At 73.5% G+C, this 26615-nt stretch carries 25 protein-coding genes and 1 pseudogene; 14 read left to right on the top strand and 12 right to left on the bottom strand.

Going from position 1 to position 26615, the window contains the following annotated elements; genetic code table 11:
• The first annotated feature begins 100 nt into the window (after nucleotides 1–100).
• From ABEA53_RS09260 to ABEA53_RS09305, 10 genes are all read left to right on the top strand, one after another.
• On the top strand, nucleotides 101–688 hold the full coding sequence (locus ABEA53_RS09260; protein ID WP_345480832.1) for a DUF805 domain-containing protein: 588 nt from the start codon (nucleotides 101–103) through the stop codon (nucleotides 686–688).
• 300 nt (nucleotides 689–988) lie between these two features.
• A complete protein-coding gene (locus ABEA53_RS09265) occupies nucleotides 989–1738 on the top strand; it encodes a DUF4129 domain-containing protein (RefSeq protein WP_345480833.1) in 750 nt (249 codons plus the stop codon).
• A complete protein-coding gene (locus ABEA53_RS09270) occupies nucleotides 1735–2265 on the top strand; it encodes a hypothetical protein (RefSeq protein WP_345480834.1) in 531 nt (176 codons plus the stop codon). Before ABEA53_RS09265 ends, ABEA53_RS09270 begins: the two co-directional genes overlap by 4 nt.
• Nucleotides 2255–3241, top strand: coding sequence for an AAA family ATPase (locus ABEA53_RS09275; protein ID WP_345480836.1), 987 nt, complete (start codon nucleotides 2255–2257; stop codon nucleotides 3239–3241). The genes ABEA53_RS09270 and ABEA53_RS09275 overlap by 11 nt, the downstream gene beginning before the upstream one ends.
• Nucleotides 3238–4500, top strand: a complete 1263-nt coding sequence (locus ABEA53_RS09280) for a DUF58 domain-containing protein (RefSeq protein ID WP_345480838.1) — start codon at nucleotides 3238–3240, stop codon at nucleotides 4498–4500. Before ABEA53_RS09275 ends, ABEA53_RS09280 begins: the two co-directional genes overlap by 4 nt.
• The gene (locus ABEA53_RS09285; RefSeq protein ID WP_345480840.1) at nucleotides 4497–5030 is read left to right on the top strand and encodes a hypothetical protein; all 534 of its coding nucleotides are present in this window, start codon (nucleotides 4497–4499) and stop codon (nucleotides 5028–5030) included. Before ABEA53_RS09280 ends, ABEA53_RS09285 begins: the two co-directional genes overlap by 4 nt.
• 95 nt (nucleotides 5031–5125) lie before the next feature.
• Nucleotides 5126–7843, top strand: coding sequence for an alpha/beta fold hydrolase (locus ABEA53_RS09290; RefSeq protein ID WP_345480841.1), 2718 nt, complete (start codon nucleotides 5126–5128; stop codon nucleotides 7841–7843).
• Nucleotides 7840–8682, top strand: coding sequence for an ABC transporter permease (locus ABEA53_RS09295; protein WP_345480842.1), 843 nt, complete (start codon nucleotides 7840–7842; stop codon nucleotides 8680–8682). The genes ABEA53_RS09290 and ABEA53_RS09295 overlap by 4 nt, the downstream gene beginning before the upstream one ends.
• A 69-nt stretch (nucleotides 8683–8751) precedes the next feature.
• Complete coding sequence (locus ABEA53_RS09300; protein WP_345480844.1) at nucleotides 8752–9618, top strand: helix-turn-helix transcriptional regulator; 867 nt, start codon at nucleotides 8752–8754, stop codon at nucleotides 9616–9618.
• A gap of 73 nt (nucleotides 9619–9691) precedes the next feature.
• Entirely contained in the window at nucleotides 9692–10570 is an 879-nt protein-coding gene (locus ABEA53_RS09305; RefSeq protein ID WP_345480845.1) for an aldo/keto reductase, read from the top strand.
• A 146-nt stretch (nucleotides 10571–10716) separates the two neighbouring features.
• On the opposite strand, the gene ABEA53_RS09310 is transcribed toward ABEA53_RS09305, so the two are convergent.
• The 4 genes from ABEA53_RS09310 to ABEA53_RS09325 are packed head-to-tail and all read right to left on the bottom strand — an operon-like array spanning nucleotide 10717 to nucleotide 14637.
• Nucleotides 10717–11589, bottom strand: a complete 873-nt coding sequence (locus tag ABEA53_RS09310; RefSeq protein WP_345480846.1) for a serine hydrolase domain-containing protein — start codon at nucleotides 11587–11589, stop codon at nucleotides 10717–10719.
• Between the two features lie 53 nt (nucleotides 11590–11642).
• Nucleotides 11643–12662 (bottom strand): 4-hydroxythreonine-4-phosphate dehydrogenase PdxA, encoded by a 1020-nt coding sequence (gene pdxA, locus ABEA53_RS09315; RefSeq protein WP_345480847.1) that lies wholly within the window; start codon nucleotides 12660–12662, stop codon nucleotides 11643–11645.
• Nucleotides 12663–13754: a four-carbon acid sugar kinase family protein gene (locus ABEA53_RS09320; protein WP_345480848.1), complete on the bottom strand. Its 1092-nt coding sequence runs from the start codon at nucleotides 13752–13754 to the stop codon at nucleotides 12663–12665.
• A 43-nt stretch (nucleotides 13755–13797) separates the two neighbouring features.
• Complete coding sequence (locus ABEA53_RS09325) at nucleotides 13798–14637, bottom strand: aldo/keto reductase (RefSeq protein ID WP_345480849.1); 840 nt, start codon at nucleotides 14635–14637, stop codon at nucleotides 13798–13800.
• A 130-nt stretch (nucleotides 14638–14767) separates the two neighbouring features.
• Between ABEA53_RS09325 and ABEA53_RS09330 the strand changes: the two genes are divergently transcribed.
• Nucleotides 14768–15241, top strand: a complete 474-nt coding sequence (locus ABEA53_RS09330; protein ID WP_345480851.1) for a hypothetical protein — start codon at nucleotides 14768–14770, stop codon at nucleotides 15239–15241.
• 6 nt (nucleotides 15242–15247) lie between these two features.
• On the opposite strand, the gene ABEA53_RS09335 is transcribed toward ABEA53_RS09330, so the two are convergent.
• The 3 genes from ABEA53_RS09335 to ABEA53_RS09345 are packed head-to-tail and all read right to left on the bottom strand — an operon-like array spanning nucleotide 15248 to nucleotide 18604.
• On the bottom strand, nucleotides 15248–16516 hold the full coding sequence (locus ABEA53_RS09335; protein ID WP_345480852.1) for a multidrug effflux MFS transporter: 1269 nt from the start codon (nucleotides 16514–16516) through the stop codon (nucleotides 15248–15250).
• A gap of 37 nt (nucleotides 16517–16553) precedes the next feature.
• Entirely contained in the window at nucleotides 16554–17591 is a 1038-nt protein-coding gene (locus tag ABEA53_RS09340; RefSeq protein ID WP_345480870.1) for a methionine synthase, read from the bottom strand.
• Nucleotides 17592–17611: 20 nt separating this feature from the next.
• Complete coding sequence (locus ABEA53_RS09345) at nucleotides 17612–18604, bottom strand: putative oxygenase MesX (RefSeq protein WP_345480871.1); 993 nt, start codon at nucleotides 18602–18604, stop codon at nucleotides 17612–17614.
• 123 nt (nucleotides 18605–18727) lie between these two features.
• On the opposite strand from ABEA53_RS09345, the gene ABEA53_RS09350 reads away from it, so the two are divergent.
• Nucleotides 18728–19669: a LysR family transcriptional regulator gene (locus tag ABEA53_RS09350; protein WP_345480854.1), complete on the top strand. Its 942-nt coding sequence runs from the start codon at nucleotides 18728–18730 to the stop codon at nucleotides 19667–19669.
• 85 nt (nucleotides 19670–19754) lie between these two features.
• On the opposite strand, the gene ABEA53_RS09355 is transcribed toward ABEA53_RS09350, so the two are convergent.
• The 5 genes from ABEA53_RS09355 to ABEA53_RS09375 form a co-directional block, all read right to left on the bottom strand.
• Nucleotides 19755–20669: an ABC transporter permease gene (locus ABEA53_RS09355; protein WP_345480856.1), complete on the bottom strand. Its 915-nt coding sequence runs from the start codon at nucleotides 20667–20669 to the stop codon at nucleotides 19755–19757.
• Nucleotides 20666–21595 carry an ABC transporter permease gene (locus ABEA53_RS09360; protein WP_345480858.1) on the bottom strand — a complete coding sequence of 310 codons (930 nt, stop codon included), beginning with the start codon at nucleotides 21593–21595 and terminating at the stop codon, nucleotides 20666–20668. The genes ABEA53_RS09355 and ABEA53_RS09360 overlap by 4 nt, the downstream gene beginning before the upstream one ends.
• Nucleotides 21592–22731 (bottom strand): polyamine ABC transporter substrate-binding protein, encoded by a 1140-nt coding sequence (locus ABEA53_RS09365; protein ID WP_345480859.1) that lies wholly within the window; start codon nucleotides 22729–22731, stop codon nucleotides 21592–21594. The genes ABEA53_RS09360 and ABEA53_RS09365 overlap by 4 nt, the downstream gene beginning before the upstream one ends.
• A gap of 27 nt (nucleotides 22732–22758) precedes the next feature.
• Nucleotides 22759–23901, bottom strand: coding sequence for an ABC transporter ATP-binding protein (locus tag ABEA53_RS09370; protein WP_345480860.1), 1143 nt, complete (start codon nucleotides 23899–23901; stop codon nucleotides 22759–22761).
• 203 nt (nucleotides 23902–24104) lie between these two features.
• Nucleotides 24105–25766 carry an amidohydrolase gene (locus tag ABEA53_RS09375; protein ID WP_345480861.1) on the bottom strand — a complete coding sequence of 554 codons (1662 nt, stop codon included), beginning with the start codon at nucleotides 25764–25766 and terminating at the stop codon, nucleotides 24105–24107.
• A 96-nt stretch (nucleotides 25767–25862) separates the two neighbouring features.
• Here ABEA53_RS09375 and ABEA53_RS09380 point away from each other — a divergent pair, with 96 nt between their 5' ends.
• Nucleotides 25863–26054 (top strand): hypothetical protein, encoded by a 192-nt coding sequence (locus ABEA53_RS09380; RefSeq protein ID WP_345480862.1) that lies wholly within the window; start codon nucleotides 25863–25865, stop codon nucleotides 26052–26054.
• 295 nt (nucleotides 26055–26349) lie between these two features.
• A pseudogene (locus ABEA53_RS09385) lies at nucleotides 26350–26615 on the top strand (hypothetical protein); the annotation flags it as partial.

A 26615-nucleotide genomic window follows, 5' to 3' on the forward strand; every position in this document is an offset into this window, starting at 1 on the left:
TCCTGCACATCCGACGACCTCCTGCATCCGGTGCCCGACGCGCCCCTCGCCGGGCTCCGCGGAATTGGTGTGCGCCCCCTCCCGTCCCGATACTGGGCGCATGTCCGACGCGCGCAGCACGCCGCCCCTGTGGGCACCCGACCACCTCGCCGACTTCACGGGCTCCATCGCCCGGTTCTGGAAGAAGTACGTGCAGTTCAGCGGTCGCGCGAGCCGCCGCGAGTACTGGTGGAGCTTCCTCTTCGTCGGAGTGGTCTACGTGCTGTCGCTCACGCTGCTCTACGGCGGCCTCGGGCTCTGGTACGCGACGTCGGACGGCGAGGGCGTGCCCCCGGTGATCTTCCCGATCGGCGTCGCGCTGACCGTCGGCTGGTTCCTCGCGACGGTGATCCCGTGGCTGGCGCTCGAGGCGCGCCGGCTCCACGACGCGAACATGTCCGGCTTCCTGCTCTTCATCCACCTGGCGTCCGGGCCCGGCGCGCTGGTCGTCTTCATCCTCTGCCAGCTGAGCCCGAACCCGCTCGGCCGCCGCTTCGACGCCCCTCCCGGGGAGGCGCCCCGCTTCGGCCGGGTCGGCGACTGGCCGGCCGCTCCGGGCGAGCCGAACACCCCGTACGCCGTCGCCTACTACGGCGCTCCGGGCACGCAGGCCCCTGCCGCGCCGCCCGCTCCGCGCGTCGAGGAGTAGCCGCCCCGGCACATGCTCGGACCACGGGGTGCCCGCCGACCCGCGCCACGGCCTGGTCTGTGGCTCAAGGGCGACCTGGCCTGCCTCCCGACCACGGCCGTGATGGTTTCGGTCGAATCGGCCGGGCTGCAGAACCGGGTCCGCGACGGCGAGGCCGGTCTGCTGGCGCCGGAGACGCGGGACGACCGCGCGAACTCCGGCTGACGCCGGACGCGGTGGTCGGGGCCGTCCTCGCCGGCTGACCCCGGCACTCGGGGGTCCCGGGTCCGATCGGTGCCGAGCGGCAATTACCCTCGGCGGGTGCGCCGACGCGACGGGGAGCCCGAGCGCTCGGACGCAGCGACTCCGGCCCGCAGCCGCGCCACCGGTCGCCGGCTGCTCCCGCTCGTCGTCGCCGGCGCCGCGGTCGTCGTGCTCAGCACGGCCGTCGGCGGGCGCCCGACCGTCGTCTCGCCGTTCGGCGGCGGATCCGCCGACGGTCCGCCGCAGTCCGCCCCGCCGGCACCCACCTCATTCGCGACGCCCCCCGCCGCGAACCCGCTCGTCCCGGCCGTGAGCAGCGTCGTCCAGACCGTGCTCGTCGTGCTCGTGTCGGTCGTCGCGCTCGCGGTCGCGGTGCTGCTGATCCGCCTCCTCGTCGGTGCGATCCGGGACCGGCGCCGGCGCGTCCGCCTCCGCGCCGGCGCGGTGCTCGACGCGGGACTCGAGCCCGAGGCGGCCGACGCACCGACGGTGCTGCGCGGCATCGCCGCCGCGCTCGGTGCGCTGGACGAGCACCGGGAGCCCGGCGACGCCGTCGTCCGCGCCTGGCTCGGTCTCCAGCAGGCCGCGGAGGAGGCGGGACTCACCCGGTCCCCCGCCGAGACGCCCACGGAGTTCACCGGTCGGGTACTCAGCCGGACCGGCACCGATCGCGCCGCCCTGCGCACGCTGCTCGGGCTCTACCTCCGCGCCCGGTTCGGGGACGACGTGATCGCCGCCGCTGACGCGGCAGCGGCACGGGAGGCGCTGCAGGCGCTCGCGGCGTCGTGGGAGCAGGTGCGCGCATGAGCGTCGGCGAGGTGGTGCGGAACGCGCTGATCGCCGCGTTCGTCGCCGCGCTGATCGGCGGCGCCGCCCGGGTGCTGGGGCTGGACGGCCCGCACGCGATCGCCGTGGGCTGCGGCGTGCTCGCGCTGGTGCTGATCCTGCTGTCGCAGCGCAGCGTCGTGCCATCCGCCGACCTGACCCCGCCCGACCTCGAGCCGCCGGTCGGCGGGCGCCGCGACCTGGAGCAGCTCGCCTGGTCGATGGTCGAGCACCGCACGCACGTGCGCGGAATCGTGCTCGCCCGGGTGCGGGCGATCGCCGTGCACCGGCTCGCGCCGCACGGCCTCGACCCGCGGCGCCCGGATGACGACGCCGCCATCGCCGCGCTCCTCGGCGCCGCCGCCTGGGCACCGCTGCGGCCGGACCTCGACCGACCCGTCAGCCCGCGCGCCCTCGACGCGACCCTCCGCGCCCTCGAACGCCTCCCGCCCGCACCGCTCGGCCCCGCCCGCGCGATCCCCGAAGACAGGACGACCCGTGCCGACTGACCCGCAGCTCTCCCTCTCCGACGTCGCCGCGATCGGCCGGGAGGTGCTCGACCGCGTCGGCACCGTCGTGGTCGGCATGCGCGACGGCCTCGAGCTCGCGCTCGGCACCGTGCTCGCCGGCGGCCACGTGCTGTTCGAGGACGCACCCGGGCTGGGCAAGACGCTCGCCGCACGCAGCCTCGCCACCGCGCTCGGGCTCGACTTCCGCCGCCTCCAGTGCACGCCCGACCTGCTGCCGTCCGACATCACGGGCTCGTTCGTCTACGCGCCCGCGACCCGCGAGTTCGAGTTCCGTCCCGGCCCCGTGTTCACCGGCCTGTTCCTCGCCGACGAGATCAACCGCACCTCGCCGAAGACGCAGTCCGCGCTGCTCGAGGCGATGGCGGAGGGGCAGGTCACGATCGAGGGCCGCAGCATGCCCCTCCCCCGCCCGTTCCACGTCGTCGCGACCTCGAACCCGATCGAGTACGAGGGCACCTACGCGCTGCCCGAGGCGCAGCTCGACCGGTTCCTCGTGCGCCTGTCGGTCGGCTACCCGGACCGCGGCGGCGAGGCCCAGGTGCTGCGCAACCGCGTGCAGCGGCGGCACGAGGCGGCGCCGATCGCTCCCGTCATCGACGCCCGCACGCTGCTGGCGATGCAGGCCGCGGTCGAGGCGGTGTTCGTCGACGACGACGTCATCGCCTACTGCGTCGACCTCGCCGCTGCGACGCGGGACATCGCGCAGGTGCAGGTCGGCGCCTCCCCGCGCGGGTCGCAGGGGCTGCTGCTGCTCGCGCGGGCGCTCGCGGTGCTGGACGGCCGCGACTTCGTGACGCCGGAGGACGTGAAGCGCTGCGCCGTCCCCGTGCTCGCGCACCGGCTGACCCTGACCGCGCAGGCGTGGGCGTCGGGCGTCGATCCGGCCGCGATCGTGCGGCACGCGGTCGCGGAGGTCCCCGGTCCCCCGGTGGTCGGCCGCGCCGGGGTCCGGTGAGCGGGCCGACGCAGCAGCGCTGGCACCGTCGCGGCGGCGGCGGCGCGCTCGGGATGCTCGCGATCGTCGTCCTGGCCGTCGGCCTCGTCGCCGGGCGCGCGGACGTCGCCCTGCTCGGGCTGCCGCTCGCGGCGACCGCGGCGGTCGCCCTCCGCCGGCCGGACGGAGTCGCGACGACCGCCGTGACCGTGACCGCGGAGGACGACGCGGTCCGCGTCGCGGTGCAGGTCGCGGGTGCCTCCGGCGTCGACTTCGTCGTGCTGTCGAGCGGCGCTTACGAGGAGCCGCCGACCACCGTCGTCGTCAGCGCTCGGCGCGCCGCGGCCCTCGAGGCGCGCCTGCCGGTCCTGCACAGCGGCCCCCAGGAGGTGCTGCGCGTCGGCGGCCGGGCGGTCGCGGCGGGCGGGGACCTCGTGCAGCACCTCGATCCGCGCATCGCCCGGGCCACGATCGCGCCGGCGCGGGAGCGGATCGCCTCCCTCCTCCTGCCCCACCGTTTGACGAACCGGCCGGGCGCGCACCCCGCGCGGCGGCTCGGCGACGGCCTCGACTTCCGCGACCTCGCACCGTTCACGCCCGGCGACCGGCTGCGCCGGATCGACTGGCGCGCCACGGCCCGCTCGCCGCGCCCGGAGTCGGACCTGATCGTGCGGCGGATGGACGCCACCGCGGAGGCGGCCGCGGTCGTCGTGCTCGACAGCCGCGACGACGTGGGCTCGGTGATCGTCGAATGGGGCAGCGACCGCCCGGCGCGCAAGGGCGTCGCGTCGCTCGACCTCGCCCGCCCGGCGGTCCTCGCGATCGCGGCGAGCTACCTGGAGGCTGGCGACCGCGTCGCGTTCCACGACCTCGTCCGGGCCGGCGCGAGCGCCCGCAGCGGCGGCGGCCGCCGCAAGCTGGAGCAGATCCGCGCGGTCGTCACGCAGACGCTGCCGCGACCGGGCGGCGCCCTGCGGGCACCGGTGCTGCCCACCGCCGCGGTCGTGTACCTGGTGTCGACGTTCCTCGACGACGACGTCGCAGCCCTGGCGGTGCTGTGGCGGAACGCGGGCCACCGGGTCGTCGCCATCGACGTGCTGCCCGCGCCGGACCTCGAGGGCGCCGACGAGCAGCACCGTCTCGCGCACCGCGTCCTGCAGCTGGAGCGCGAGGACCGCCTGAACCGGCTGCGCGGCGTCGACGTCACGGTCGTGCCGTGGCGCGACGCGGACCACGACGTCCAGCTGCGCCAGGCCGAGCGCCTCCGGGGCCGCCGATGAGCGAGTCGACCCGGCCGAGGGTGCGCGCACGGTTCCCGATCGGTCCGTGGGTGCCGGGCGTCGTGCTCCCGATCGCGGTGGGCGTGGTCGGGATCCTCGCCTCGCTCCTCGTGCTGCAGGACGCGCTGCTCCTGGTCGGCGTCGTGCTGTCGATCGCGACGGCCGTCCGCGTCCGGTCCGCGACGCCCTGGCTGCTCGTCGCCCTGCTCGCGGTCGGGCAGCTGTCGCGCGACCCCGCCGGCCTCGACGCCTCCCTCTCCGCACTCGTGCTCGGGCTGCACGTGCTCGTGGTCCTCGTGCTGCTGGCGCGGGCGGTGCCGGTGCGATCGCGGCTGCAGCTCGCCGCGCTCGGTCCCGCGGCGCTGACCACGGGGCTGGTCCAGGTGCTGGCGCAGGTGCTCGCCGCGCTGCTCCTCGCATCGCAGGGCCGCCTCGAGGTGCTGCCCGCCGCCTCGACCGTCGGCGGGGCGCTGCTCGTCCTCCTGGCCGGCGTCCTCGTCCTCACGCGTCGCGTGGACCGCGAGGACTGACCCGAACCGTCCGGAGGGTGCGCACCGCATGAGCCGATGGCGCGGATTCCGCGCGACGGCGCATCAGCCGACTCGGGAGCCCTCAGGGTGTCCACATGGCACGGAGACGCAGCAGGACCGGCGTCCTCCGTGTCGTCGCCGTCGTCGCCGCGATCCTGGTCGCCCTCACGGCGATGATCGCGGCTCCTGCCGCCGCCGGCACCGCGGCGGCGTCGCCGCCGCGCAGCCGGTTCGTCGAGGTGCCCGACGTCCCCGGCGGCACCGGGACGATCCGCATCGACACCGACCTCTACCTGCCGGCGAGGACGCCGGCGCCCGCGGTGCTGCTGGCGCACGGGTTCGGGCAGCACAAGCGGTCGCTGGCGCCGGAGGCGGAGCGGCTGCAGGCCGAGGGCTACGTCGTGCTCGCCTACTCGGCGCGCGGGTTCGGTCGCTCCACCGGACGCATCGGGCTCGACTCGCTCGACGGCGAGGTGCCGGACGCGCGGGCGCTCGTCGACGTGCTCGCGCGGACGCCCCAGGTCGAGCGGCAGTCCGGCGACCCCGTCGTCGGCGTGGTCGGCGGCTCCTACGGCGGCGCGCTCGCCCTCATGCTCGGCGCGACCGACCGCCGCATCGACGCGGTCGTGGCGGGGATCACCTGGAACGACCTCGCGCAGGCGCTGGACCCCGTGTCCTACGGCTGGATCCGCGGCGACGGGCAGCCGCAGCGGCTCTTCAAGGAGGCGTGGGCCGCGCGGCTCTTCGGCAGCGGCGCGCGCGACAGCGCCGACCCGTGCAGCCGCTTCACCGCGCGGCTCTGCGCGCTGTACGAGCGCCTCGTCGCCGGCGGCTCCCTCACCGACGCGGACCTCGCGCTGCTGCGGAACTCGTCCCCGAGCAGCGTGCTCGACGACATGACCGCACCGACCCTGCTGCTGCAGGGGCTGCAGGACTCGCTGTTCAGCCTCGGTCAGGCCGACGCGAACCGGCGCCAGCTGCGGAGGGCCGGCGTGACCGTGCAGGTGGACTGGTTCGACGGCGGGCACGACGGGGACGGCGTCGCCGGCACCGAGCGGGCCACGGACGAGTTCCTCGCCACGACCCTCCAGCAGCAGGCCTACCCGGGCCAGCGGTTCCGCTACGCCGTCCCGGCCGCGGCGACCTCCTTCGCGGAGCAGCACACCCTCAGCCGCTACCCGGGCACCCGCGGCCGGGTGCGGCCCGCGAGGGTCCCGCTCGAGGGCGCCGAGCAGACCGTCGTGAACCCGCCCGGCGGCCAGCCCGCGTCGGTGACCTCGTTGCCCGGCATCAGCGCCGACAGCGACGTCGGCCGGGCGGCGAGCGAGTTGCTCGCACCCCGCAACCCGGCCGGGCAGGCGGCCCGGTTCGTCTCGGCCCCACTCGGTGCAGCGGTCGTGCTCGCCGGCTCCTCCTTCGTCCGCGTCCGCGTGACACCGGTGACCCGCACCGCGCAGGACGTCGTCCTCTTCGGGCAGCTGACAGCGCGGACAGGCTCGGCGAGCCGCGCGCTGCCCGGCGGCGTCGCACCGATCCGCGTGCGCGTCCCCGCGGACGGCGCCACCGTGAACGTCGTGCTGCCCTCGACGACGTGGCGCTTCGCGCAGGGCGACCGCGTCGTGCTGACCCTCCGCACCACGGACGGCCAGTTCGCCGGCTCGACCACGCCGGCCGCCTTCCGCATCTCGGCCGCGAGCCCGATCCTGCTGCCGAGGATCACGACCGCCGCGACCGCCGCTTCCGTCTCCGCACCGGGGCGCGCGGTGACGGACCGGATCCTCGTGCTGCTCGCGATCGTCCTCGTCCTCCTGCTCGCCGCGGTCGTCGCGGGCCTGGTGCGGCGCGGCCGTGCACGTCGGGCCGAGGCCACGGGTGCGCGGCCGGGAGACGACGGGGAACCCGCCCCGCCGCTGCGGGTGCAGGGCGTGCGGAAGCGATTCCGCTCCGGCTTCGTCGCGGTCGACGACGTGTCCTTCACCGTGGAGCGCGGGCAGGTCGTCGGCCTGCTCGGCGAGAACGGCGCAGGCAAGACCACGACGATGCGGATGATCCTGGGCCTGACCCGCCCCGATTCGGGCGCGATCGAGGCGTTCGGCGCGCCCGTCGCGCCAGGCTCGCCGGTGCTGCGTCGGATCGGCTGCTTCGTCGAGGGCCCGGGCTTCCTGCCGCACCTCTCCGGACGAGCGAACCTCCGACTCTTCTGGGCGGCGACAGGACGGCCCCGCCGCGATGCGCACCTCGAGGAGGTCCTCGCCATCGCCGACCTCGGCCCCGCGATCCGGCGCCGCGTCGGCGGGTACAGCCAGGGCATGCGGCAGCGCCTCGCGATCGCGCAGGCGATGCTCGGGCTGCCCGACCTGCTCGTGCTCGACGAGCCGACGAACGGGCTGGACCCGCCCCAGATCGTCGCGCTGCGGGGCGTGCTGCGGCGGTACGCGGAGGGCGGCCGCAGCGTCGTCGTCTCCTCGCACCTGCTCGGCGAGGTCGAGCGCACCTGCACCCACCTCGTCGTGCTCTCCCACGGCCGCGTCGTCGCCGCCGGCGGCGTCGGGGAGGTCGTGGGCTCCGCCGAGCAGCTCATGCTGACCGTGAACGACCCCACCGGCGCGGTCGCGGTCCTCCGCCGGCTACCGGTCGACGCGGTCGAGCTGACCGTCGAGGACACCGTCCGGGTCCGCCCGGGCGAGGTCCGGACGGGCGCGGTCCTCGCCGCGCTCCTCGACGCGGGCGTGGAGGTCGCCGAGCTGCGCCGCGAGCAGCGGCTCGAGGACGCCTTCCTCGACCTCGTCGGCGCGCAGGAGCCCGCGCCGTGACCGCGCCGGCGACCGCGTGGCAGCGCCGAGCGGCCCTGCCCCTCCGGGTCGAGCTGGTGCGGCAGCTGAGTCAGTGGCGGGTGCTCGCGGCCGCGGCCGTGCTGCTCGCGCTGCCGGTGATCGTGCGGGTCGCCTTCGCGCTCGGCGGCGCGCAGCCCTCCGACACCGGGACCGACCTCGCGACGCTCGCCCAGTCCTCGGGCGGCAGCTTCGCCGCCTTCGTGCTGCTCGTCTCCGGCGGCTACCTCGTCACCATCGTCACGGCGGTGCTGTTCGGCGACCTGATCGCGGGCGAGGCGTCCCGCTCGACGCTGAAGTACCTGCTCGCGATCCCCGTGCCGCGCCTGCGGCTCCTGGGCGTGAAGGCGATCGCCGCGGCGATCGTCCTGCTCGCCGCTCTGACCGGCATGGCCGTGGTCGCGCTGCTCGTCGGCGTCCTCTCCTACGGACCGGGCGGGATGCAGGTGCCGAACGGCCCGCGCCTCGACGGCGGGGAGACGCTGCTCCGGCTCGCCCTCACCACGCTCGTGACCCCGTTCGGCCTGCTCTGGGCGGCGGCGCTCGGACTGCTGCTGTCGGTGCTCACGAGCTCGCCGCTCGCGGCCGCCGGCGGAGTCGTCGTGGTCGCGATCGTCAGTACCACGCTCGACCAGGTCGAGGCGCTGAAGGACTTCCGGCTCTGGCTGCCGACGCACTGGGCCTTCTCCTACCAGCAGTTCCTGCTGCAGCCGATCGACCTGAAGCCCGTCGCGGAGGCGTTCGCGAGCGGGCTCGCGTGGGTCGTCGTCCTCGGGCCGATCGCCGCGTGGTGGTTCCACCGCAAGGACATCACCGGCTGACCGGCGATCGCGATCAGGGGTGCCGTCAGCCCCTCCCTCGCCTCAGCCGCGGGTCCTAGCGTCGAAGGCATGGACACCCGAGCCGAGATCCGCGAGTTCCTCGCCTCGCGCCGCGGTCGCCTGACGCCGCAGGCCGCCGGGCTGCCCGCGTCCGGCGGCAACCGCCGGGTGCAGGGGCTGAGGCGCGAGGAGGTCGCGATGCTGGCCGGGGTCAGCGTCGACTACTACACGCAGCTCGAGCGCGGGCGGCTCACGGGCGTCTCCGACGCCGTGCTGGAGGCGCTCGTGCGGGCGCTGCAGCTGGACGAGGCGGAGCGGGCGCACCTGTTCGACCTCGCCCGCGCGGCGAACGCCTCCCCCGTCGCATCCCGCTCAGCCCGGACGACGGAGGCGGTGCGGCCGACGATCCAGCGGATGCTCGACGCCATCACGGAGGCGCCCGCCTGGGTGCGCAACGAGCGCTTCGACCTGCTCGCCGGGAACGCGCTCGGCCGGGCGCTCTACTCCCCCGTCTTCACCATGCCGGGCCGGGTCAACACCGCCCGTTTCGCCTTCCTCGACCCCGCCGCGGAGACGTTCTTCCGCGACTGGGAGCACACCGCCGACGACACCGTCGCCACGCTGCACGGGGTCGCCGGCCGGAATCCCCACGACAAGCGCCTCACCGACCTGATCGGCGAGCTCTCCACCCGCAGCGAGGCCTTCCGGCGCCGCTGGGCCGCTCACGACGTGCGGTTCCACCGGACCGGGCTCAAGCGCCTGCACCACCCCGTCGTCGGCGACCTCGACCTGACCTTCGAGGCGCTCGAGCTGCCCGCCGACCCCGGCCTGCTCATGCTCGTGTACGGCGCCGAACCGGGCTCGCCCTCCAGCGACGGGCTCCGGCTGCTCGCCACCCTGCAGGCGACCGAGCGGGCCGCGATCACCGCCGGCTGACGCGCTCCCTCGCGTCCCACCACGTCCGTCCGGACCCCGGACGGTTCCCCCGAAACACGGAAGGAGCATCCGCATGCTCACGCTCAACAACGGCGTCCAGCTGCCGGAGATCGGCTTCGGCGTCTTCCAGAGCGCCCCCGACGAGACGACGGAGGCGGTCCGCCTCGCCCTCGAGACCGGCTACCGCCACATCGACACCGCCGCGGTGTACGGCAACGAGCGGGAGGTCGGCGCTGGTCTCCGCGCCTCCGGCGTCGACCGCGACGAGGTCGTGCTCGAGACGAAGATCTGGGTCTCCGACTACGGCTACGACCAGGCGCTGCACGCGTTCGAGAAGGCGATCGGCAAGCTCGGCTTCGACACCATCGACGTGCTGATCCTCCACCAGCCCGCGCCGGACCGGTTCGCGAAGACCCTCGACGCGTACCGGGCGCTCGAGCGCCTCCTCGCCGACGGCCGGGTGCGGGCGATCGGCGTCAGCAACTTCATGCCGCACCACCTCGAGCGGCTGCTCGCCGAGACCGAGGTCGTGCCGGCGCTGAACCAGATCGAGCTGCACCCGTACTTCCAGCAGCGGGACGTGCAGGAGGCGGACCGCGCCGCGGGCATCCTCGACCAGGCGTGGTCGCCGATCGGTGGCATCACCTTCTACCCCGGCTTCCGCGAGGGGCGCCGCAGCGTGCTGGAGGACCCGGCCGTCACCGCGATCGCGGAGGAGCACGGGAGGACGCCGGCGCAGGTCATGCTCCGCTGGCACGTGCAGCAGGGCCGCAACGCGATCCCGAAGTCGACGAACCCGAGCCGCATCCGCGAGAACTTCGCCGTCTTCGACTTCGCACTGACCGACGAGCAGATGGCCGCGCTCGATGCACTGGACACCGGCTTCCGCAACGGGCCCGATCCCGACGGCGCGGACACGAGCCGTTTCGAGCGGGTCATCCCGGAGGCCTGACCCGGCGTCGGTTCCGGCAGACCTCGTCGGTTCCGGCAGACCTCGTCGGTTCCGGCAGACCTCGTCGGTTCCGGCATCGCGATTCCTCGGATCGCGCTGCCGGAACCGACGCGCAGGTGCGGGAAGCGACGAGGGGCGGCGACCGGTCAGCGCGCTGCCGGCGACGTGACCTCCACGGCGAGGGCCGAGATGCGGTCCTCCCGCTCCTCCTCGTGGCCGGTGATCGTCACGACCGCGTCGCCGTGCACGACGACGAACTGCCCGTACCGGCCCTCGAACCGCCACGCGTCACCCGGGTCCGCCCACGTGGCGATGCCGTAGCGCTCCATCGGCGCCTCCCGGCCGGTCTCGACCCAGTCGGCGTGCATCGCGTCGATGAAGTCGGCGCTGACGAGCCGGCGGTCGCCCAGCCGGCCGCGGTCGAGGAGGAGGTCGCCGATGCGTGCGAGCTCCCCGGTGCGCAGCTGCAGCCCGGTGCCGCCGACGATGAAGCCGAGCGGGCAGCGGTGCCACTGCGGGTCGTCGATGCCGAGCGGCTCGAACAGCCGGGGCAGCAGCCAGTCGCGCACGTCGCCGACGACGGAGGCGAGCATCCGCATCGCGACGTAGGTGCTCGCGTCCGAGTACTGGAAGACGCGACCGCGCGACGGCAGGACCAGCATCGCTGCGGCGAGGTCCGGCTGCGGGAACCGCTCGTGCCCGAACCATCGGAAGTCGATCCCGCTCGTCATCGTCAGCAGGTGCCGCAGCGTCACCCCAGCGACGCCGTCGCCGAGCGGCAGGTCGCCGAACACCTCGCCGACGGTCAGGTCGAGGGTCAGCAACTCCTCGTCGACGGCGATGCCCGCGGCGAGCGCACTGACGCCCTTCGACACCGAATACAGGTTCTCGCGATCGTCGCTGCGCCACCGGTGGGCGGCGCGCTCCGACCCGACGCGGATCTGCACCCCGTACACGCCGAGCCGCTCGCGGTCGACGGCGGCGACGAAGGACTCGAGGGCATCGGCGGCGGTGACCATGTCGGCAGCGTAGGGAGGGTGTCGGACGATCCGCGCGGGCGCGTGATCGTCTGCTAGCGGAGCGCCTCCACGACCGCGCCCCACCCGGGCGCCAACTCGGCGGCGCGCTCGCAGGCGAGCAGCATGCTGGCGTCGCTGGCGACGCCGGTGCCGGCGATGTCGAAGGCGGTCCCGTGGTCGACCGACACCCGCACGGCCGGGAGTCCCACGGTGATGTTCACGCCGTCGTCGCCGTACATCGACTTGAACGGCGCGTGGCCCTGGTCGTGGTAGCAGGCGACGAGGATCTTCCACCTCCCGCGGCGCATCGCGGCCGGGAACAGCGCGTCGGCAGGGATCGGGCCGTCGACCGGGATCCCCTCGGCGACGGCCGCGGCGACCGCGGGTGCCAGCACGTCGGCGTCCTCGTCCCCGAACAGGCGGTTCTCGCCCGCGTGCGGGTTCAGGCCGGCCAGCCCGATCCGCTCCTCCGGTCGCCCGAGCGCCCGGGCGAAGCCGTGCGCCAGGCGGAGCACCTGCCCGGTGCGGGCGATCGTGACGTCGTCGATCGCCCGACGGAGGGAGACGTGGGTCGTCAGGTGGAAGACGTAGAGGTCGCCCGCCGACAGCACCAGGCTGAAGTCCTCCACGCCGAACTCGTGCGCCAGCAGCTCGGTGTGCCCGGCGAAGCGGTGGCCCGCCGCGTGCATGGCCGCCTTGTTCAGCGGCGCGGTCACGATCGCATCGGCGCGGCCCGCCTTGACGAGGTCGCAGGCAGCCACGACGAAGCGGTAGGCGGCGTCCCCGGCGACGGGGTCGAGCGCGCCGAAGGGGACGTCGAGCGACGGCCCGGTCTGGACGAGCTCGATCGTCCTCGGGTCGTTCGTGGCGGCCCGCGGGTCGTCGAGGAGGACGAGGGCGTCCTGAGCGAGGCCGACCGCGGCGATGCCCCGCCGCATCGAGGCCTCGTCGCCGATGACGACCGGCCGGGCCCGCTCGCGCAGGTCGTCGTGGAGCAGCAAGGTCTTGGCGACGATCTCCGGGCCGATCCCGGCGACGTCGCCCAGGGTCACGGCGAGCGTGGGTGCGGACATCTACGGTCCCTTCGTCAGTGTGGTGATCACGCGGTCGAGCGTCTCCGGGTCCCCGAATCCGCCGGACTTGGTCGCGATCAGCAACCCGTCCCGGGAGCCGCCTCGCACCCGGCCCCACGGGACCCCGTGCGCCAAGGATCCCAGCAGGCGCACCCCGGAGGCGCCGAGGGCGCGCAGCAGCGCGTCCGTGCCGTCGCCGCCCACGACGACGACGGCCTCCGTGTCGTCACGGAGGAGCAGCGCCGCGGCGTCCGCGGTGCTGCGCGCCATCGCGAGCGCGACGTCGTGATCGACGCGGGCGGCGTCCATCGCCGGGGGCGCGACGACAGGCCAGCGGTCACCGGCGGCAGCGACCTGCTGCCGGGCGAGGGGGTGTGCGGAGGTGACGAGCACGAGCCCGCCGGCGACGCGGGGCACCTTGGCGAAGGACCGCTCGCCGCCCTGCAGCGCGCCGAGGGCCGCCGCGAGCCCGGACGACCCCACCGGCAGCACGCGGTCCCCGGCGGCGTCGATCAGGCGGGCGAGCGCGTCGAGCTCCTCGGTCGAGGACGCGTCGACGACGACGGTCTCGCGGATCCCCACCAGATCGGGCACGTCCTCCACGGCCACGACGGGAGCGTCGAACAACCTCGTGAGCAGGTCCTCGAGGACGGGAGCGACCGGGTCGCGTCCCGCCGGGGAGCGCGTCGCCGGCTCGCCGTGCACGAGCACCCGGCCGCCCTTGACCGTGCGCCCTAGGGCGGGAGCCGCCGGGCAGACGACCGCGGTCATCGGGCGTGGGAGGGCGTGCCGGACGGCGTCGACGTGCTCGGCGGGCCACCCCCGCAGCGTCGAGTCGACCTTCGCGAACACCCGGGCGGAGGAGGACGCCGCAGCCGCGACGGCCCGCTGCACGGCCGGCCCGTCGTGCGCGGCGAGCGCGCGGGAGCCGGTGGACACCGCGACGACGTCCGCATCCGAACGCGCTGCCGTCCCCGCCGTCCGGTACTCGACCGAGCCGGCGCCGACGAACCCGAGGGCGCTGTCGAGCGCCCCCGTCGTGTCATCGGCGACGACCACCCACCTCGGCGCGCGCACCGCGCTCGCGGTCACCCCGCCTCCGACTCCCGAGCCCGGCGGTCGACGTCAGTCGACGTCAGTCGACGTTGATGTCGTCGGGGTCCGCGGCCAGACGCGTGTCCTCGTCGAGCGCGTCGATCGCCGCCATCTCGTCCGCGGTCAGCTCGAACTCGGCGATGTCGAGGTTCTCGCGCATGCGGTCCTTCGAGCTCGACTTCGGCAGCGCGATGGTGCCCGTCTGCAGGTGCCAGCGCAGCACGACCTGGGCCGACGTCACGTCGTGGGCTCCGGCCGCGGCCGTGATCGGCGCCAGGTTGAAGATGTCGTACCGGCCCTGGCCGAGCGGCGCCCACGCCTCGGTCTCGATGCCGTGCTGCGCCTGGAAGGCGCGCAGCTCCCGCTGCTGGAAGGTCGGGTGCAGCTCCACCTGGTTGACCGCGGGCGTGACGCCGGTCTCCGCGATGATGCGCTCGAGGTGCGGGACCTTGAAGTTGCTCACGCCGATGCTGCGCGACCGGCCGTCGCTGGTGAAGCCGGTGAGCGTGCGCCAGGTCTCGGCGTAGCGGTCGTTCTTCGGCATCGGCCAGTGGATCAGGTAGAGGTCGATGTACCCGAGGTCGAGCGCCTCCAGGCTGCGTCCGAACGCGCCCTCCACGTCGCCGGCCGCGTGGTGGTCGTTGCGCAGCTTGGTCGTCACGAAAACGTCCTCCCGCGGGATGCCGGAGGCGCGCACGGCGGCGCCGACCTGGGCCTCGTTGCCGTAGCCGGTCGCGGTGTCGATGTGGCGGTAGCCGACCTCGAGCGCGTCCTCGACGGCCTGCTGCGTGTCCTCCGGCTTGATCAGGAAGACGCCGAACCCGACCTGCGGGATCGAGGCTCCGGAGTTCAGCGGGAGGGACGGGACGGAGAGGGCCATGCCGTCAGCGTACGAGGACGATCCGGCGCGATCCCTCCGCGCCGCGGGAGCCCCTCGTCGTCGCCGTGCCTCCGGGACCCCGGAGACCCGGGTATCGGCGGGCCGACCGAGCCGGAAGACTGCGGCGGTGATGTCGCGGACCCGTGCGCTCGGCGTGCTCCTGCTCCCCGTGCTGCTGACGGGCTGCGCGACCGCGCAGGCGGCGGCGCCCGCGCGGACGGTCACGGTCACGGCGACGCCGACCCCGGCCGCCGTGCAGGCCGGCGACTCGGCGCCGTGGGACCTGCAGGCGCTCTGCGCCGCGGAGTCCGAGGCCGAGACCCTGCGCATCTGGCGGGACCAGCAGACGAAGGCGGGGCGGCTGTCCTCCGCGCAGTCCGACGCCGTCCTGCAGGCGATCGCGGTCGTGTACCTCGAGTTCGACGGCCGGGGCCTGCCCGACGCGCTGCAGCAGGACGTCACCAGGCTCCGGGACGCTGCGGGCCCGCTCGAGCACCCGCGGATCGACCTCGAGACGAAGACGGTCCGGAGCGCGCGGAACCACCTGCACGAGGCGTGCCGGGACGACGGCCTGCAGATCGGCGTGATCGCGCAGGGCGGCTAGGGCCCGCTACCCGCCCGCGCGCTCCTCCGCGGGGCCGCCCCGTGCTCGCGACCGCCCGACGACGGCCAGGACGACCGCGAGGACGAAGAACGCGCACATCCCGACCGCCATGACGAGCACGGTCTGCGCGCCGAGCAGACCGGTCAGCGGCGTGGTGAGCGCGCCGGCGAGGAACGGCAGGCCGCCGCTCAGGGCGGACGCGGTGCCGGCGTACCGGCGGCCCTCGCGCTGCGCGATCGCGGAGTTCGAGGGCAGGTACCCGCCGAGCCCGAACGTCATGACCGCCAGGCAGACCCAGACGGCGGGCAGCGGCGCGACCCCGGGTGCGGCCAGCAGCGCGACGGCGAGGAGGGCGAGCACCGCCGCGCTCGCGACCGTGAAGGCGACGCGGCGCAGCACCTCCGGGCCGAGCCGCATCACGAACGCCCGGTACAGCAGGCTCCCGACGATCATCGTCGCCGCGTCCGTCGCGAACACGACCGTGTAGGCGGCCGGAGTCAGGTGCAGGTCGGTCTGCAGCACGATCGACGAGCCGCCGATGTAGATGAAGAAGGCGCAGGTCACGAGGCACTGCACCGCGACCGGCGTGATGAACGGCCGGTGCCGGAGCAGGTCCCCCGACCGCGCGAGCAGCTGCCGGAGGCCGCCCGGGCGACGGCGATCCGGAGGCAGGGTCTCCGGGATGCCGATCAGCGCCGCGGCGGTCATCAGCACCCCGACGACCACGAGGAACCAGAAGATCGCCCGCCAGCCGCCGAACGGCAGCAGCAGGCCGCCGACGGCCGGGCCGGCGACCGGGCCGATGAGGCTGACCGCCGTGAGCGTGCCGAACTTCGCGGCCGCCCGCCTGCCCTCGAACGTGTCCGTCACGACCGCGCGGCCGACCGCGGCGCCGGCACCCGCCGCGAAGCCCTGCGCGAGGCGCGCGACGATCATGAGGAGGATGGAGCCCGACAGGGCGCACACGACCCCGGCGACGGTGAAGGCGATCGTCGCTGCGACGATGATGCGGCGCCGCCCTCGCGCGTCGCTGACGGGACCGACGAGCAGCTGCCCGAGCGCGAGCCCGCCGATGCAGGCGGTGAGCGTGAGCTGGACCAGCGTGTCCGAGGTCTGCAGCGAGTCCCGCATCGCGGGCAGCGCCGCGATGTAGGTGTCGGTCGCGAGAGCGGAGGTGCCCGTCACCGCGACCAGCGCGAGCGTCGACGGCGCGACGCGGCGAGGTCCCGCGGAGCCGGGGCCGCTCGAGTCGGAGGACTCGGGCGGTGTCGGCACGCGTCGAGTGTGCGGCCGGGCGCCTGAGCGCTGAACCTCAGGCCTTCGCGCCCCCGAGCTCCTCGCGCAGCAGGGCCGCGCCGGCGGCGAGCGCGCTCAGCTTCTGCTGGGCGACGTCGCGGGGCAGCGGCGCCATCCCGCAGTTCGTGCTCGGGATCAGCTTGTCCTGGTCGACGAAGGCGAGCGCAGCGCGCAGGACGTCGGCGACCTCCTCCGGCGTCTCGACCTGCTCGCTCGCCACGTCGATGGCGCCGAGCATGACGTTCTTGCCGCGGATCAGCTCGATCAGGTCCACCGGCACGTGGGAGTGCTGGCTCTCCAGCGAGACCGTGTCGATCGAGGACTGCTGCAGCAGCGGGAAGGACTGCTCGTACTGCCGCCACTCGGCGCCGAGCGTCGCCTTCCAGTCGTTGTTGGCCTTGATCCCGTAGCCGTAGCAGATGTGCACGACGGTCTCCGCGCGGAGGCCCTCCGCAGCGCGCTCGAGCGTCTCGACGCCCCACGCGCGCACCTCGTCGTGGAAGACGTTGAAGGCGGGCTCGTCGAACTGGATGACGTCGACGCCCGCGGCCTCCAGCTCGCGCGCCTCCTGGTTCAGGATCGCCGCGAACTCCCGCGCCAGCTTCTCGCGGCTGCCGTAGTGGCGGTCGGCGAGGGTGTCGACCATCGTCATTGGTCCGGGCAGGGCCCACTTGATCGGCTGGTCGGTGAGGCTGCGGAGGAAGGCGGCGTCCTCGACGAAGACGGGGTGGTCGCGGCGCACGGCGCCGACGACTGTGGGCACGCTCGCGTCGTACCGATTGCGGATGCGGACCGTCTCCCGGTGCTCGAAGTCGACGCCGGTCAGGTGCTCGATGAACGTGGTGACGAAGTGCTGCCGGGTCTGCTCGCCGTCGCTCAGCACGTCGATGCCGCGGCGCTGCTGCTCCTGGACGACGGCGCGCAGTGCGTCCTGCTTGCCCTCGGCGAGCGCCTCCCCCTCCAGCTTCCACGGCGACCAGAGCTGCTCCGGCTCCGCGAGCCACGACGGCTTCGGCAGGCTGCCGACGATGGCGGTCGGGAGGAGGCCGGGCACGGCGGGCGAGTCGAAGCCGCTCATCGGACGACCTCCGGGAAGTCGGCGGCCCACTGCTCGAGGACGTCGCGGTGCGGGTTCATGAAGTGCTCCTCGGTGTATCTGCCCTGGGTGACCGCGAGCCGGCTGCGCTCGTCGCGGTCGTAGTCGATCAGCGTCCGGGAGAAGTCCTGCTCCTCCAGGCTCGGCCGGTAGACGCTCGCCGCGGCCGCGTTCGCGTTGTAGATCTCCGGGCGGTAGATCTTCTGGAACGCCTCCATGGTGCTGATCGTGCCGATCAGCTGCAGGTCCGTGTAGTCGTGCAGCAGGTCGCCGCGGAAGTACAACGCGAGCGGCGCGACGGCACCGCGCGGCATGAAGTAGCGGACCCGCAGGCCCATCTTCGCGAAGTACTCGTCGGTCAGCGAGTGATCGTCCTGCTGGTACTCGACGCCGAGGACCGGGTGGCGGTTGTCCGTGCGGCGGTAGGTCTTGCTCGTGGAGACGCTGATGCAGATCACCGGCGGCTGCGGGAAGCGCTCCGCGTACGCGGCGGAGTCGAGGAAGGCCTGGAACAGCTTCCCGTGCAGGTCGCCGAAGTCCTCGGGGACGACGGGCCCCGCCGGGCCCCGTCCGGCTGCGGGCAGGCGCACGCTGAAGTCGTAGTCGCGGACGTAGGAGGAGAAGTTGTTGCCCACGATCCCGTGGCGGCGCGCGCCGGTCCACCCGTCGACGATCGTGACGTCGAGCACCTCGAGCAGCGGGAACTCCCGGTCGACCTCCCCCGCGGTGAACCCCAGCTCGACGGAGACGATGTCGAGCTCGAGCCCGTACCGGTCGCCGCTCGGGTTGTCCCAGTCGGCGAGGTCGTTGAAGCGGCGGCGGATCATCGTCAGCGCGCGCCGGAGGTTCTGCTGCCGCCCCTCGCCGCGGGCCAGGTTGGCGAAGTTCGTGGTGACGCGGGAGGTGGTCGACGGCGTGTAGTCCTCGTCGAACCGGGTGGTGGTGACGCGGAACCCGAAGTCGTTGCTCATGCGCGGCCGATCCAGTGCCTCAGCGGCCGGGGCGGCCTGGTGGAAGTCGATGCCGCCATGATGCAGGTCATCGGAGGACATCGGGTAATCACCACTCGCGATGCGCTCCTATAGTCCCGATCTATGGCCAGGCGGACGGGCGGCGTGACGCTGCAGCAGCTCCACTCCTTCATCGAGGTCGCCGCGGAGGGGTCGATCTCGGCGGCCGCGGACCTGCTCTTCGTCGCGCAGCCGACGCTCTCCGCCGCGATGAAGGACCTCGAGACCCGGGTCGGCCGGAACCTGCTCGTCCGCTCGGCACGGGGCGTCGCGCTCACCACGGACGGCGCGGAGTTCCTCGGCTACGCGAAGCAGGTCGTCGAGCAGGTCGCGCTGCTCGAGCAGCGCTACCTCGGCCGGCCGCCGTCGCGGCGCCTGCTCGGGGTGTCGACGCAGCACTACTCCTTCGCGGTCGACGCGTTCGTGCGCATGGTCAAGCGCACGGAGGGGGCGGAGTACGAGTTCTCCCTCCGCGAGACCCGCACCTGGGACATCATCGAGGACGTCCGGACCCTCCGCAGCGAGCTGGGCGTCCTCTACCGGAACGACTTCAACCGGGACGTCATCGACAAGCTGCTGCGGGACTCAGGGCTCGCGTTCCATCCGCTCTTCCTCGCCGAGCCGCACATCTTCATCTCGCGGAAGAACCCGCTCGCCGCCCGCGGCCGGGCGACGCTCGCCGACCTCGCCGACCTGCCTCGGCTCACCTTCGACCAGGGCGCGAACAACTCGTTCTACTTCGCGGAGGAGATCCTCTCCACCCTCTCGAGCCCGCAGGAGATCCGCGTCTCCGACCGGGCGACGATCTTCAACCTCATGATCGGGCTCGACGGCTACACGATCTCGACGGGCATCATCAGCGACGACCTCGACCCGGAGATCATCGCGGTGCCGCTCGACGTCGACGAGCGCATCGAGATCGGCTGGATCGGCCACACGGCGATCCCGCTCACCGAGCTGGCGCAGCGCTACCTCGAGGAGGTCCGGGCCGTCGTCGCCGGCTTCGGGGTGACGCTGCTCGGCTGAGCGCTGAGAGCAGTCCGACTTCGCTCACGCTTCTTGCCGCCGCGAGGCATCGCCGACGGCAAGAAGCGTGAGCGAAGTGGCGGCGTCAGCCGCCGGCGAGGGTGCTCGCGAGGCTCATGCCCTCGCCGGTGCGCTTCCGGGAGCCGAGGAGCACCACGGCGACGAGCGCCAGCGCGACGAGCGTGAGCAGCAGCATCAGCGTCGACATCGCCGCGATCGACGGGCGCAGCGACGACCGCACGGAGGCGAACACGTAGACCGGGAACGGGGTCGCGTCGGCGGTGGACACGAAGCTCGACAGCACCGTGTTGTCGAGGCTCAACGTGAACGAGAGCAGGGCACCCGAGATGACCGCGGGCCGCATCAGCGGGAAGGTGATGTCGAGGAAGCGGCGCAGCGGCGGGGCGCCGAGGTCCGCGGCGGCCTCCTCCAGCGACTCGGACAGCCCCGCCATGCGCGCTCGCACGATGAACGTCACCACCGCGCAGGAGAAGAGCGAGTGCGCGATGACCAGGCGGATGATGCCGGAGTTCACGGGCGTCAGCCCCCAGTCCGTGCCGAGGGTGACGAACCACGGCAGCAGCGAGACCGCGTTCACGATCTCGGGGGTCACCATCACGAGCCCGAGCAGCGCCGTGAGCCACCCGATCCACCGGGCGCCCGCCCGTCGCGCGATCGCGACGCCGGCGAGCGAGCCGAGCACGGCGGCGACGAGCGCCGAGACGACGCCGACGTAGATCGACACCTGCACGCCGCTCGTGATGGCGGAGTTGGTCAGGGCGTCCCGGTAGGCGCCCAGGCCGAAGCCGCGGTACGACTGCAGCAGCCGGCCCTCGTTGAACGAGTACGCGACGATCACCAGCACCGGGAAGAAGAGGAACAGGAACCCGAGCACGCCCCAGATCCCGAGCAGCACGGTGCCGGCGTCGGTGCGCCGACGGCGGGCCCGCGGCTCCTGGGCGGGCGCCGCGAGCGCGGTGGTCGATGCGGTGGCGGTCACCGGTCCCCCTCCAGCACCGGCACGTGCTCGTACCGGTCGATCAGCATGCGCACGAGCCGGTACAGCAGCGCGAACACGAGCACCACGGCCACGATCGCGAGCATCAGCACGATCGCCATCGCGCTGCCGAGCGCCCAGTTCTGCGCGACGTTGAACTGCGACGCGACCTGCTGGCCGATCATGCTGCCGCGCGCGCCGCCGAGCACCGCCGGGGTGATGTAGTCGCCCATGAGCGGCACGAACACGAGCAGCAGCCCTGCGGCGATGCCCGGCATCACGATCGGCAGCGTCACCCGGCGGAACGTCTCGAACGCATTGGCGCCCAGGTCGCGGCTGGCCTCGAGCAGCCGGTGGTCGAGCCGCTCCAGCGTCACGTACAGCGGCAGGATCATGAGCGGCAGGTAGTTGTAGACGACCCCGAGCTGCACGGCGCCCGTCGTGTAGAGCAGCTGCGGCGTCCCCAGCCCGAGCGACCGCGAGATGTCCGCGACGAACGAGGTCGGGCTGAGCACGATCTGCCAGCCGATCGTCCGCACGAGGAAGTTCGTCCAGTAGGGCACGAGCACCAGCGCGACGGCGATGCCCTGCAGCCGCGCGGGCAGCTTGACGGCCATCCAGTACGCCATCGGGAACGCGATGAGGAGGCAGAGCAGCGTGCCGACGACGGAGATCTGCAGCGTCCGGGCGAACACCGTCAGGAAGGTGGGGTTGAACGCCTCCAGGTACCGGCCGAGCGACAGCGAGGAGTTGTCGTGCGTGATGTACAGGCTCGGCTTGTCGCCGAACGAGTACCAGAGGATGACGGCGAACGGGGCGACGAAGAAGAACAGCAGCCACGCCGCGACGGGCGCCGCGAGCAGCCCGACGCCGAGCTTCGGGCGGCGCCGCACGCGAGCGCGCGGGGCCGCCACCGCGACCGCGGTCACGAACCCGCCGCAGCCTGGATCTCGTTGAAGATCGCGACCCGCTGCTCCTGCGACTTCGGGACGATGTCGATCACGAGCTTCTTCGTCTCCTCGGGCGTGTAGAAGATCAGATCGGGCTCCTCGACGTCCGTCGCCGTGTCCTTGATGCCGGTCACCATCGTGTCGTAGCCGATGTACTCCAGCTCCTTGAGGGAGACGGCGGGGTCGAGCACGTAGTCGATGAACGCGTGCGCGGCGTCGACGTTCTTCGCACCCGTCGGGATGCACCAGTTGTCGATGAACTGGCCCGCGCCCTCGGAGGGCTTGACCCACCTGTAGCGGCCCTTGTCGTCGTTGCTGATGATCCCCTGGCGGGCGTCGCCGTTCCATGAGTGGGCCAGCACGCGGCCGTTCTGCGCGATCGTGTTGCTGACGTACGACTCGAACGCCTGCACGTTCGGCGCGATGCTCTTCACGAGGAAGTCCTTCGCCTTGTCGAGCGTCCCGCTGTCGTTCGTGTTGATGTCCTCGCCGATGGAGAAGAAGTAGGCCCAGAGGATCTCGTTCGGGTCGGCGAGCAGGCTGGTCTTCCCGGCCGCCTCCTTCTGCGCCGCGTCGAAGAAGTCCTTCCACGAGGTCAGATCGCGCTTGATGACGGTGGTGTCGTACACGTAGCCGCTCACGCCGAGCGCCTTCGGCACGCTGTACCGGTTGCCCTTGTCCTGGTCCGTGTCGAGGTACGTCGGGTTGACGTTCTTCAGGTTCGGCAGCTTGGCGTGGTCGAGCTGCTCGAGCAGCTTCAGGTCGATCATCTGCGGCACGAAGCTCAGCGTCGGCACGACGATGTCGTAGCCGCTCGTGCCCTTCGCCGCGGACAGCTTGGCGATGAGCTCCTCGTTCGAGTCGTAGCTGCCGAGCTTGACGGTCGCGCCGCCCTCGGTCTTCGCGAACGACTTGAGCACGGCGGGGTCGTCGTACTCGCCCCAGGTGTAGAGGTTCAGCCCGCCGCCACCGCCGCTGCCGCCCGCGGTGGAGGGGGCGCACGCGGCCAGTGCGGCGGCGGCACCGGCACCGACGATGCCGGCGAGCAGGACGCGACGGGAGATGTCCTTCCGCATCGCGGTCGGGACGAGGATCTCGAACGGTCGCTGCGGCACGTGGTGCTCCTTGGAGGTCGGGGTCGGTCAGGCGGGGACGGGGCCGGCGGGGTAGACCATCGGCGCGGCGGCGGGCCACCGGCAGGTGACGGTCGCGCCGATGGTCGCGGGGATCTCGACGCCCCAGGGCACGCGCGCCATCACCTTCTGCCCGGAGGCGGTGATGGTCACGACCTGCAGGTACGAGCCGAGTCGGCTCACGCTCATCAGCGTCGCGGTGACCGCGTTGGGCTCGTCGTCGGCGGGGCCGGCCACCACCGTCACGGACTCGGGCCGGACCGCCACGATCGCGGCGGCCCCCTCGGCGACACCGCCGCCGCGGGACGCCCGGACGGCACCGTCCGGCACGGCGATGGCGACGCCCGCGGCGTCGGCGCTCGTCACGGTGCCCTCGAAGAAGTTCTGCTGGCCGATGAAGCCGGCGACGTAGGCGGAGGAGGGCCGGTCGTAGACCTCTGCGGGCGATCCGATCTGCTCGATCCGGCCGCCGTTCATCACGGCGATCCGGTCGCTCATCGTCATCGCCTCCTCCTGGTCGTGCGTGACGAACACGAAGGTGGTGCCGAGCTGCTGCTGCAGCAGCTTCAGCTCGATCTGCATCTCCTCGCGCAGCTTCCGGTCGAGCGCGGACATCGGCTCGTCGAGCAGCAGCACGGCCGGCCGGTTGACGAGCGCGCGCGCCAAGGCGATGCGCTGCTGCTGACCGCCGGACAGCTGCGCGGGCATCCGCGAGGAGAGGTGCTGCATCCGCACCATGCCGAGCGCCTCCGCGACCCGGCCGGGCACCTCCGACTTCGGCACGCGGCCGTAGCGGAGCCCGTAGGCGACGTTCTTCGCGACCGACATGTGCGGGAAGAGCGCGTAGCTCTGGAAGACCGTGTTGACCGGTCGGCGGTGGGGCGGGGTGGTCCCCATCGCGACGCCGCCGATGGACACGTCGCCCTCGTCCGGCAGCTCGAAGCCGCCGATCATGCGCAGCGTCGTCGTCTTCCCGCAGCCGCTCGGGCCCAGCAGGGAGATGAACTCGCCCGCCGCGACCTCGAGGTCCAGCGACCGCACGGCCCAGCTGCGGCCGTAGACCTTCGACACGTTCGTGAGCGACACCCGGCCGGCGCCCGAGCCGGCAGCGGCGAGGTCGGCGGGCGGTGCGGCGAGGGCGGTGTCGGTCATCGGGTCGGGCGCTCCTCGGGGACCTTCGGACGCGGCCGGACGCCGCGCTGCTGGCCCCCGAACGTAGGGCCCGGCGCTCCCCCGCCACAACAGACCGAGCGGTCCGAGACCGACCTTTTACACGATCGAAACCGACCGGAACCGCGCTTTCCGCCTTGCAGCGGCGGCTGGACGACGGAAACCGAAGCCCGTCCCGACCGCGGTCAGCGGGCGTGGACGACGCGGCCAGCGCTCACCGTCACGGCGTTCCGGACCTCGTGCAGCGCCTCCACCGGCTGCGAGAACGGGTCGCGGTCGGCGACCGCGACGTCCGCACGGCGGCCGACCTCGAGCACGCCGGCCTCGTCGTGGTGGGCGACACGCGCGGAGCCGGAGGTGTACGCGGCCAGCGCCTGCTGCAGCGTCAGCTCCTGCCCGGTGCCGAGCGGCGGTTCCGCCTCCCCCGGCTCGACGCGGTTCACCGCGACGTGGATCGCCTGCCACGGGTCCGGGGTCGACACGGGCCAGTCGGAGCCCATGGCGAGCGGCACGCCCGCCGCAGCCATCGCGGCGAACGCGTACTGCTCGTCGAAGCGCCGTGCGCCGACCAGCGGCAGGTTCAGGTCCACCATCTGCCGGCTCCGGGCCGCCCACAGCGCCTGCAGGTTCGCGGCGGCGCCCGAGCGCGCGAGCAGCGGCAGGTCGTCGAGGTCGACCTGCTGCAGGTGCGCGAGGTGATGCCGGAGGGAGGCGGGGTCCGCGACGGCGTTCGCGAGGGTGATCGCGTGCAGCGCCTCGGCCACCGCGCGGTCGCCGATCGCGTGGACGTGCAGCTGGAACCCGGCCGCCGCGAGCGCCGGGGCGACGGCGTCGAGCACCGCCGGCGCGAAGTGCGTGGGCCCGGTGACGTCCGTCGGACTCCCGTGCTCGTCGAGGTAGGGCGCCTTCATCGCGGCGGTGCGGCTCTCCGGCACCCCGTCGAGCATGATCTTCACGCTCGTCGCCCGGAACCGGGCGCCGGCCGGCCCGCGGCGGTCGCCGATCCGCTCGCGAGCAGCGACCAGTGCGGCGACGACGTCGTCGACCGTCTCGCGCCGCAGCCCGCGCTCCAGCCACAGCGCCCCGGTCACGAGCGCCGACAGCCGTCCCTCCTCCACCGCTGTCAGGTACGCGTCCGTCGGATCGTGCGCACCCGAGTACGCGCCGATGATCGCGTCCTGCCACCCGGTCACGCCGAATCCCATCAGGTACCGCTGCGCCTCCTCGAGCGCCGCGATCGAGTCCGCGAGGGTCGGTGCGGGCAGCAGGTCCGCGAGCAGCTCCATCGCCCCCTCCTGCAGCGTGCCCGACGGTGCGCCGGAGACGTCGCGGTCGATGTGGCCGTCCGACGGGTCCTGCCGCCTCGCATCGATGCCCGCTGCGCGCAGCGCGGCCGGCGACACCCAGGCGCCGTGGTGGTCCGCGTTGACGAGGTACACCTTGCGACCGGGCACCGCCCGCTCCAGCGCCTCGGCGCGGGGCAGCCCGTGGTCGAAGTGGTCCATGTGCCACCCGCCGCCCACGATCCACTCGTCGCCCGGATGCGCGTCCGCGTAGGCCCGCACCCGCATGAGGGTGTCCTCGGCGTCGGTGGCGTCGGTCAGGTCGCACCCCAGCCGCTCGCCCCCGCCCTGCGTCGGGTGCACATGCGCATCGATGAAACCCGGGCCCACGAGCCCGCCAGGCACGTCGACCACCTCCGCGTCCGTCCCCGCCGCAGCGCGCGCCTCAGGGAGCGAGCCCACCGCCACGACCACCCCGTCGCGCAGCGCGACGGCGCTCGCGGTCGGATGCAGGGCACGACCGGTGAAGAGGCGGGATCCGGCGACGACGAGGGGTCGGGTCATGCCCCCGCACGCTAGCGCGGCCCCGCCCGCCTCGAGATCCGCCGGATCCCACCGCCGGGATCGTGGATGCGCAGCCGCTCCTGCGAAGATGGTGGGGTGGAACACATCATCGGCGCAGTGCTCGGGATCGTCCTCCTGCTGGTCGGCATCGCCTGCTTCTGGCTCGGCTTCACCTTCGGGGTCGACAACAAGGTGATGATCCCGCTCTTCATCGCGGGTGTGGTGCTGGTGTCCGCCGCGCTGCCGGTGCCGATCTTCATCCTCGACCGCCTCGACGGCCGCGGCTGATCGGGCGACCGCCCACCGTCCTCCGGCCGATCGCTCTCCGCGTCCTCAGGGGTCGCGACTCGCGTCGCGAGCCCGGCGGAACAGACCGGTCGAGAGCACCGCGCCTCATCGGGCAGCCCCGCTCCTGGCGGACGCCGCCCCACCTCGCACGGCCTGAACGCCGCTTCGCACCGTCCAGGAATCGACGCCGCGGGCCCGACCGCTCGGCACGCGGCCGTCCGGTTCTCGGGGCTCGATGCCGCCTGCGCAACGACTCCTCGCCGACGAGGAGACGTACGGCTCACGCCTGCCGGTAGTGGCGATCCTGCGACACCGCGTCGGGGCGCTCGAGCAGGGTGCGACGACGAGCAGCTCGAGCGAGCGACAGATGCCCAAGGTCGCGAGCGCATCAACCGGACCGCGGGTCAGTGCGGCGACGTTCGATCCGAAGATCGAACCGGCCTCGCACGGGGTGCCACGAACTCGGCACGACCGCGCGATCCCGGAGCCGTGCGCCGGCTCGAGCGGCGCGCCGAATCCGGGAATGCGAAAGGCCCCCGAGACTGTCGTCTCGGGGGCCTT

It is taken from the genome of Amnibacterium soli (assembly GCF_039544415.1).
Lineage (GTDB): Bacteria > Actinomycetota > Actinomycetes > Actinomycetales > Microbacteriaceae > Amnibacterium > Amnibacterium soli.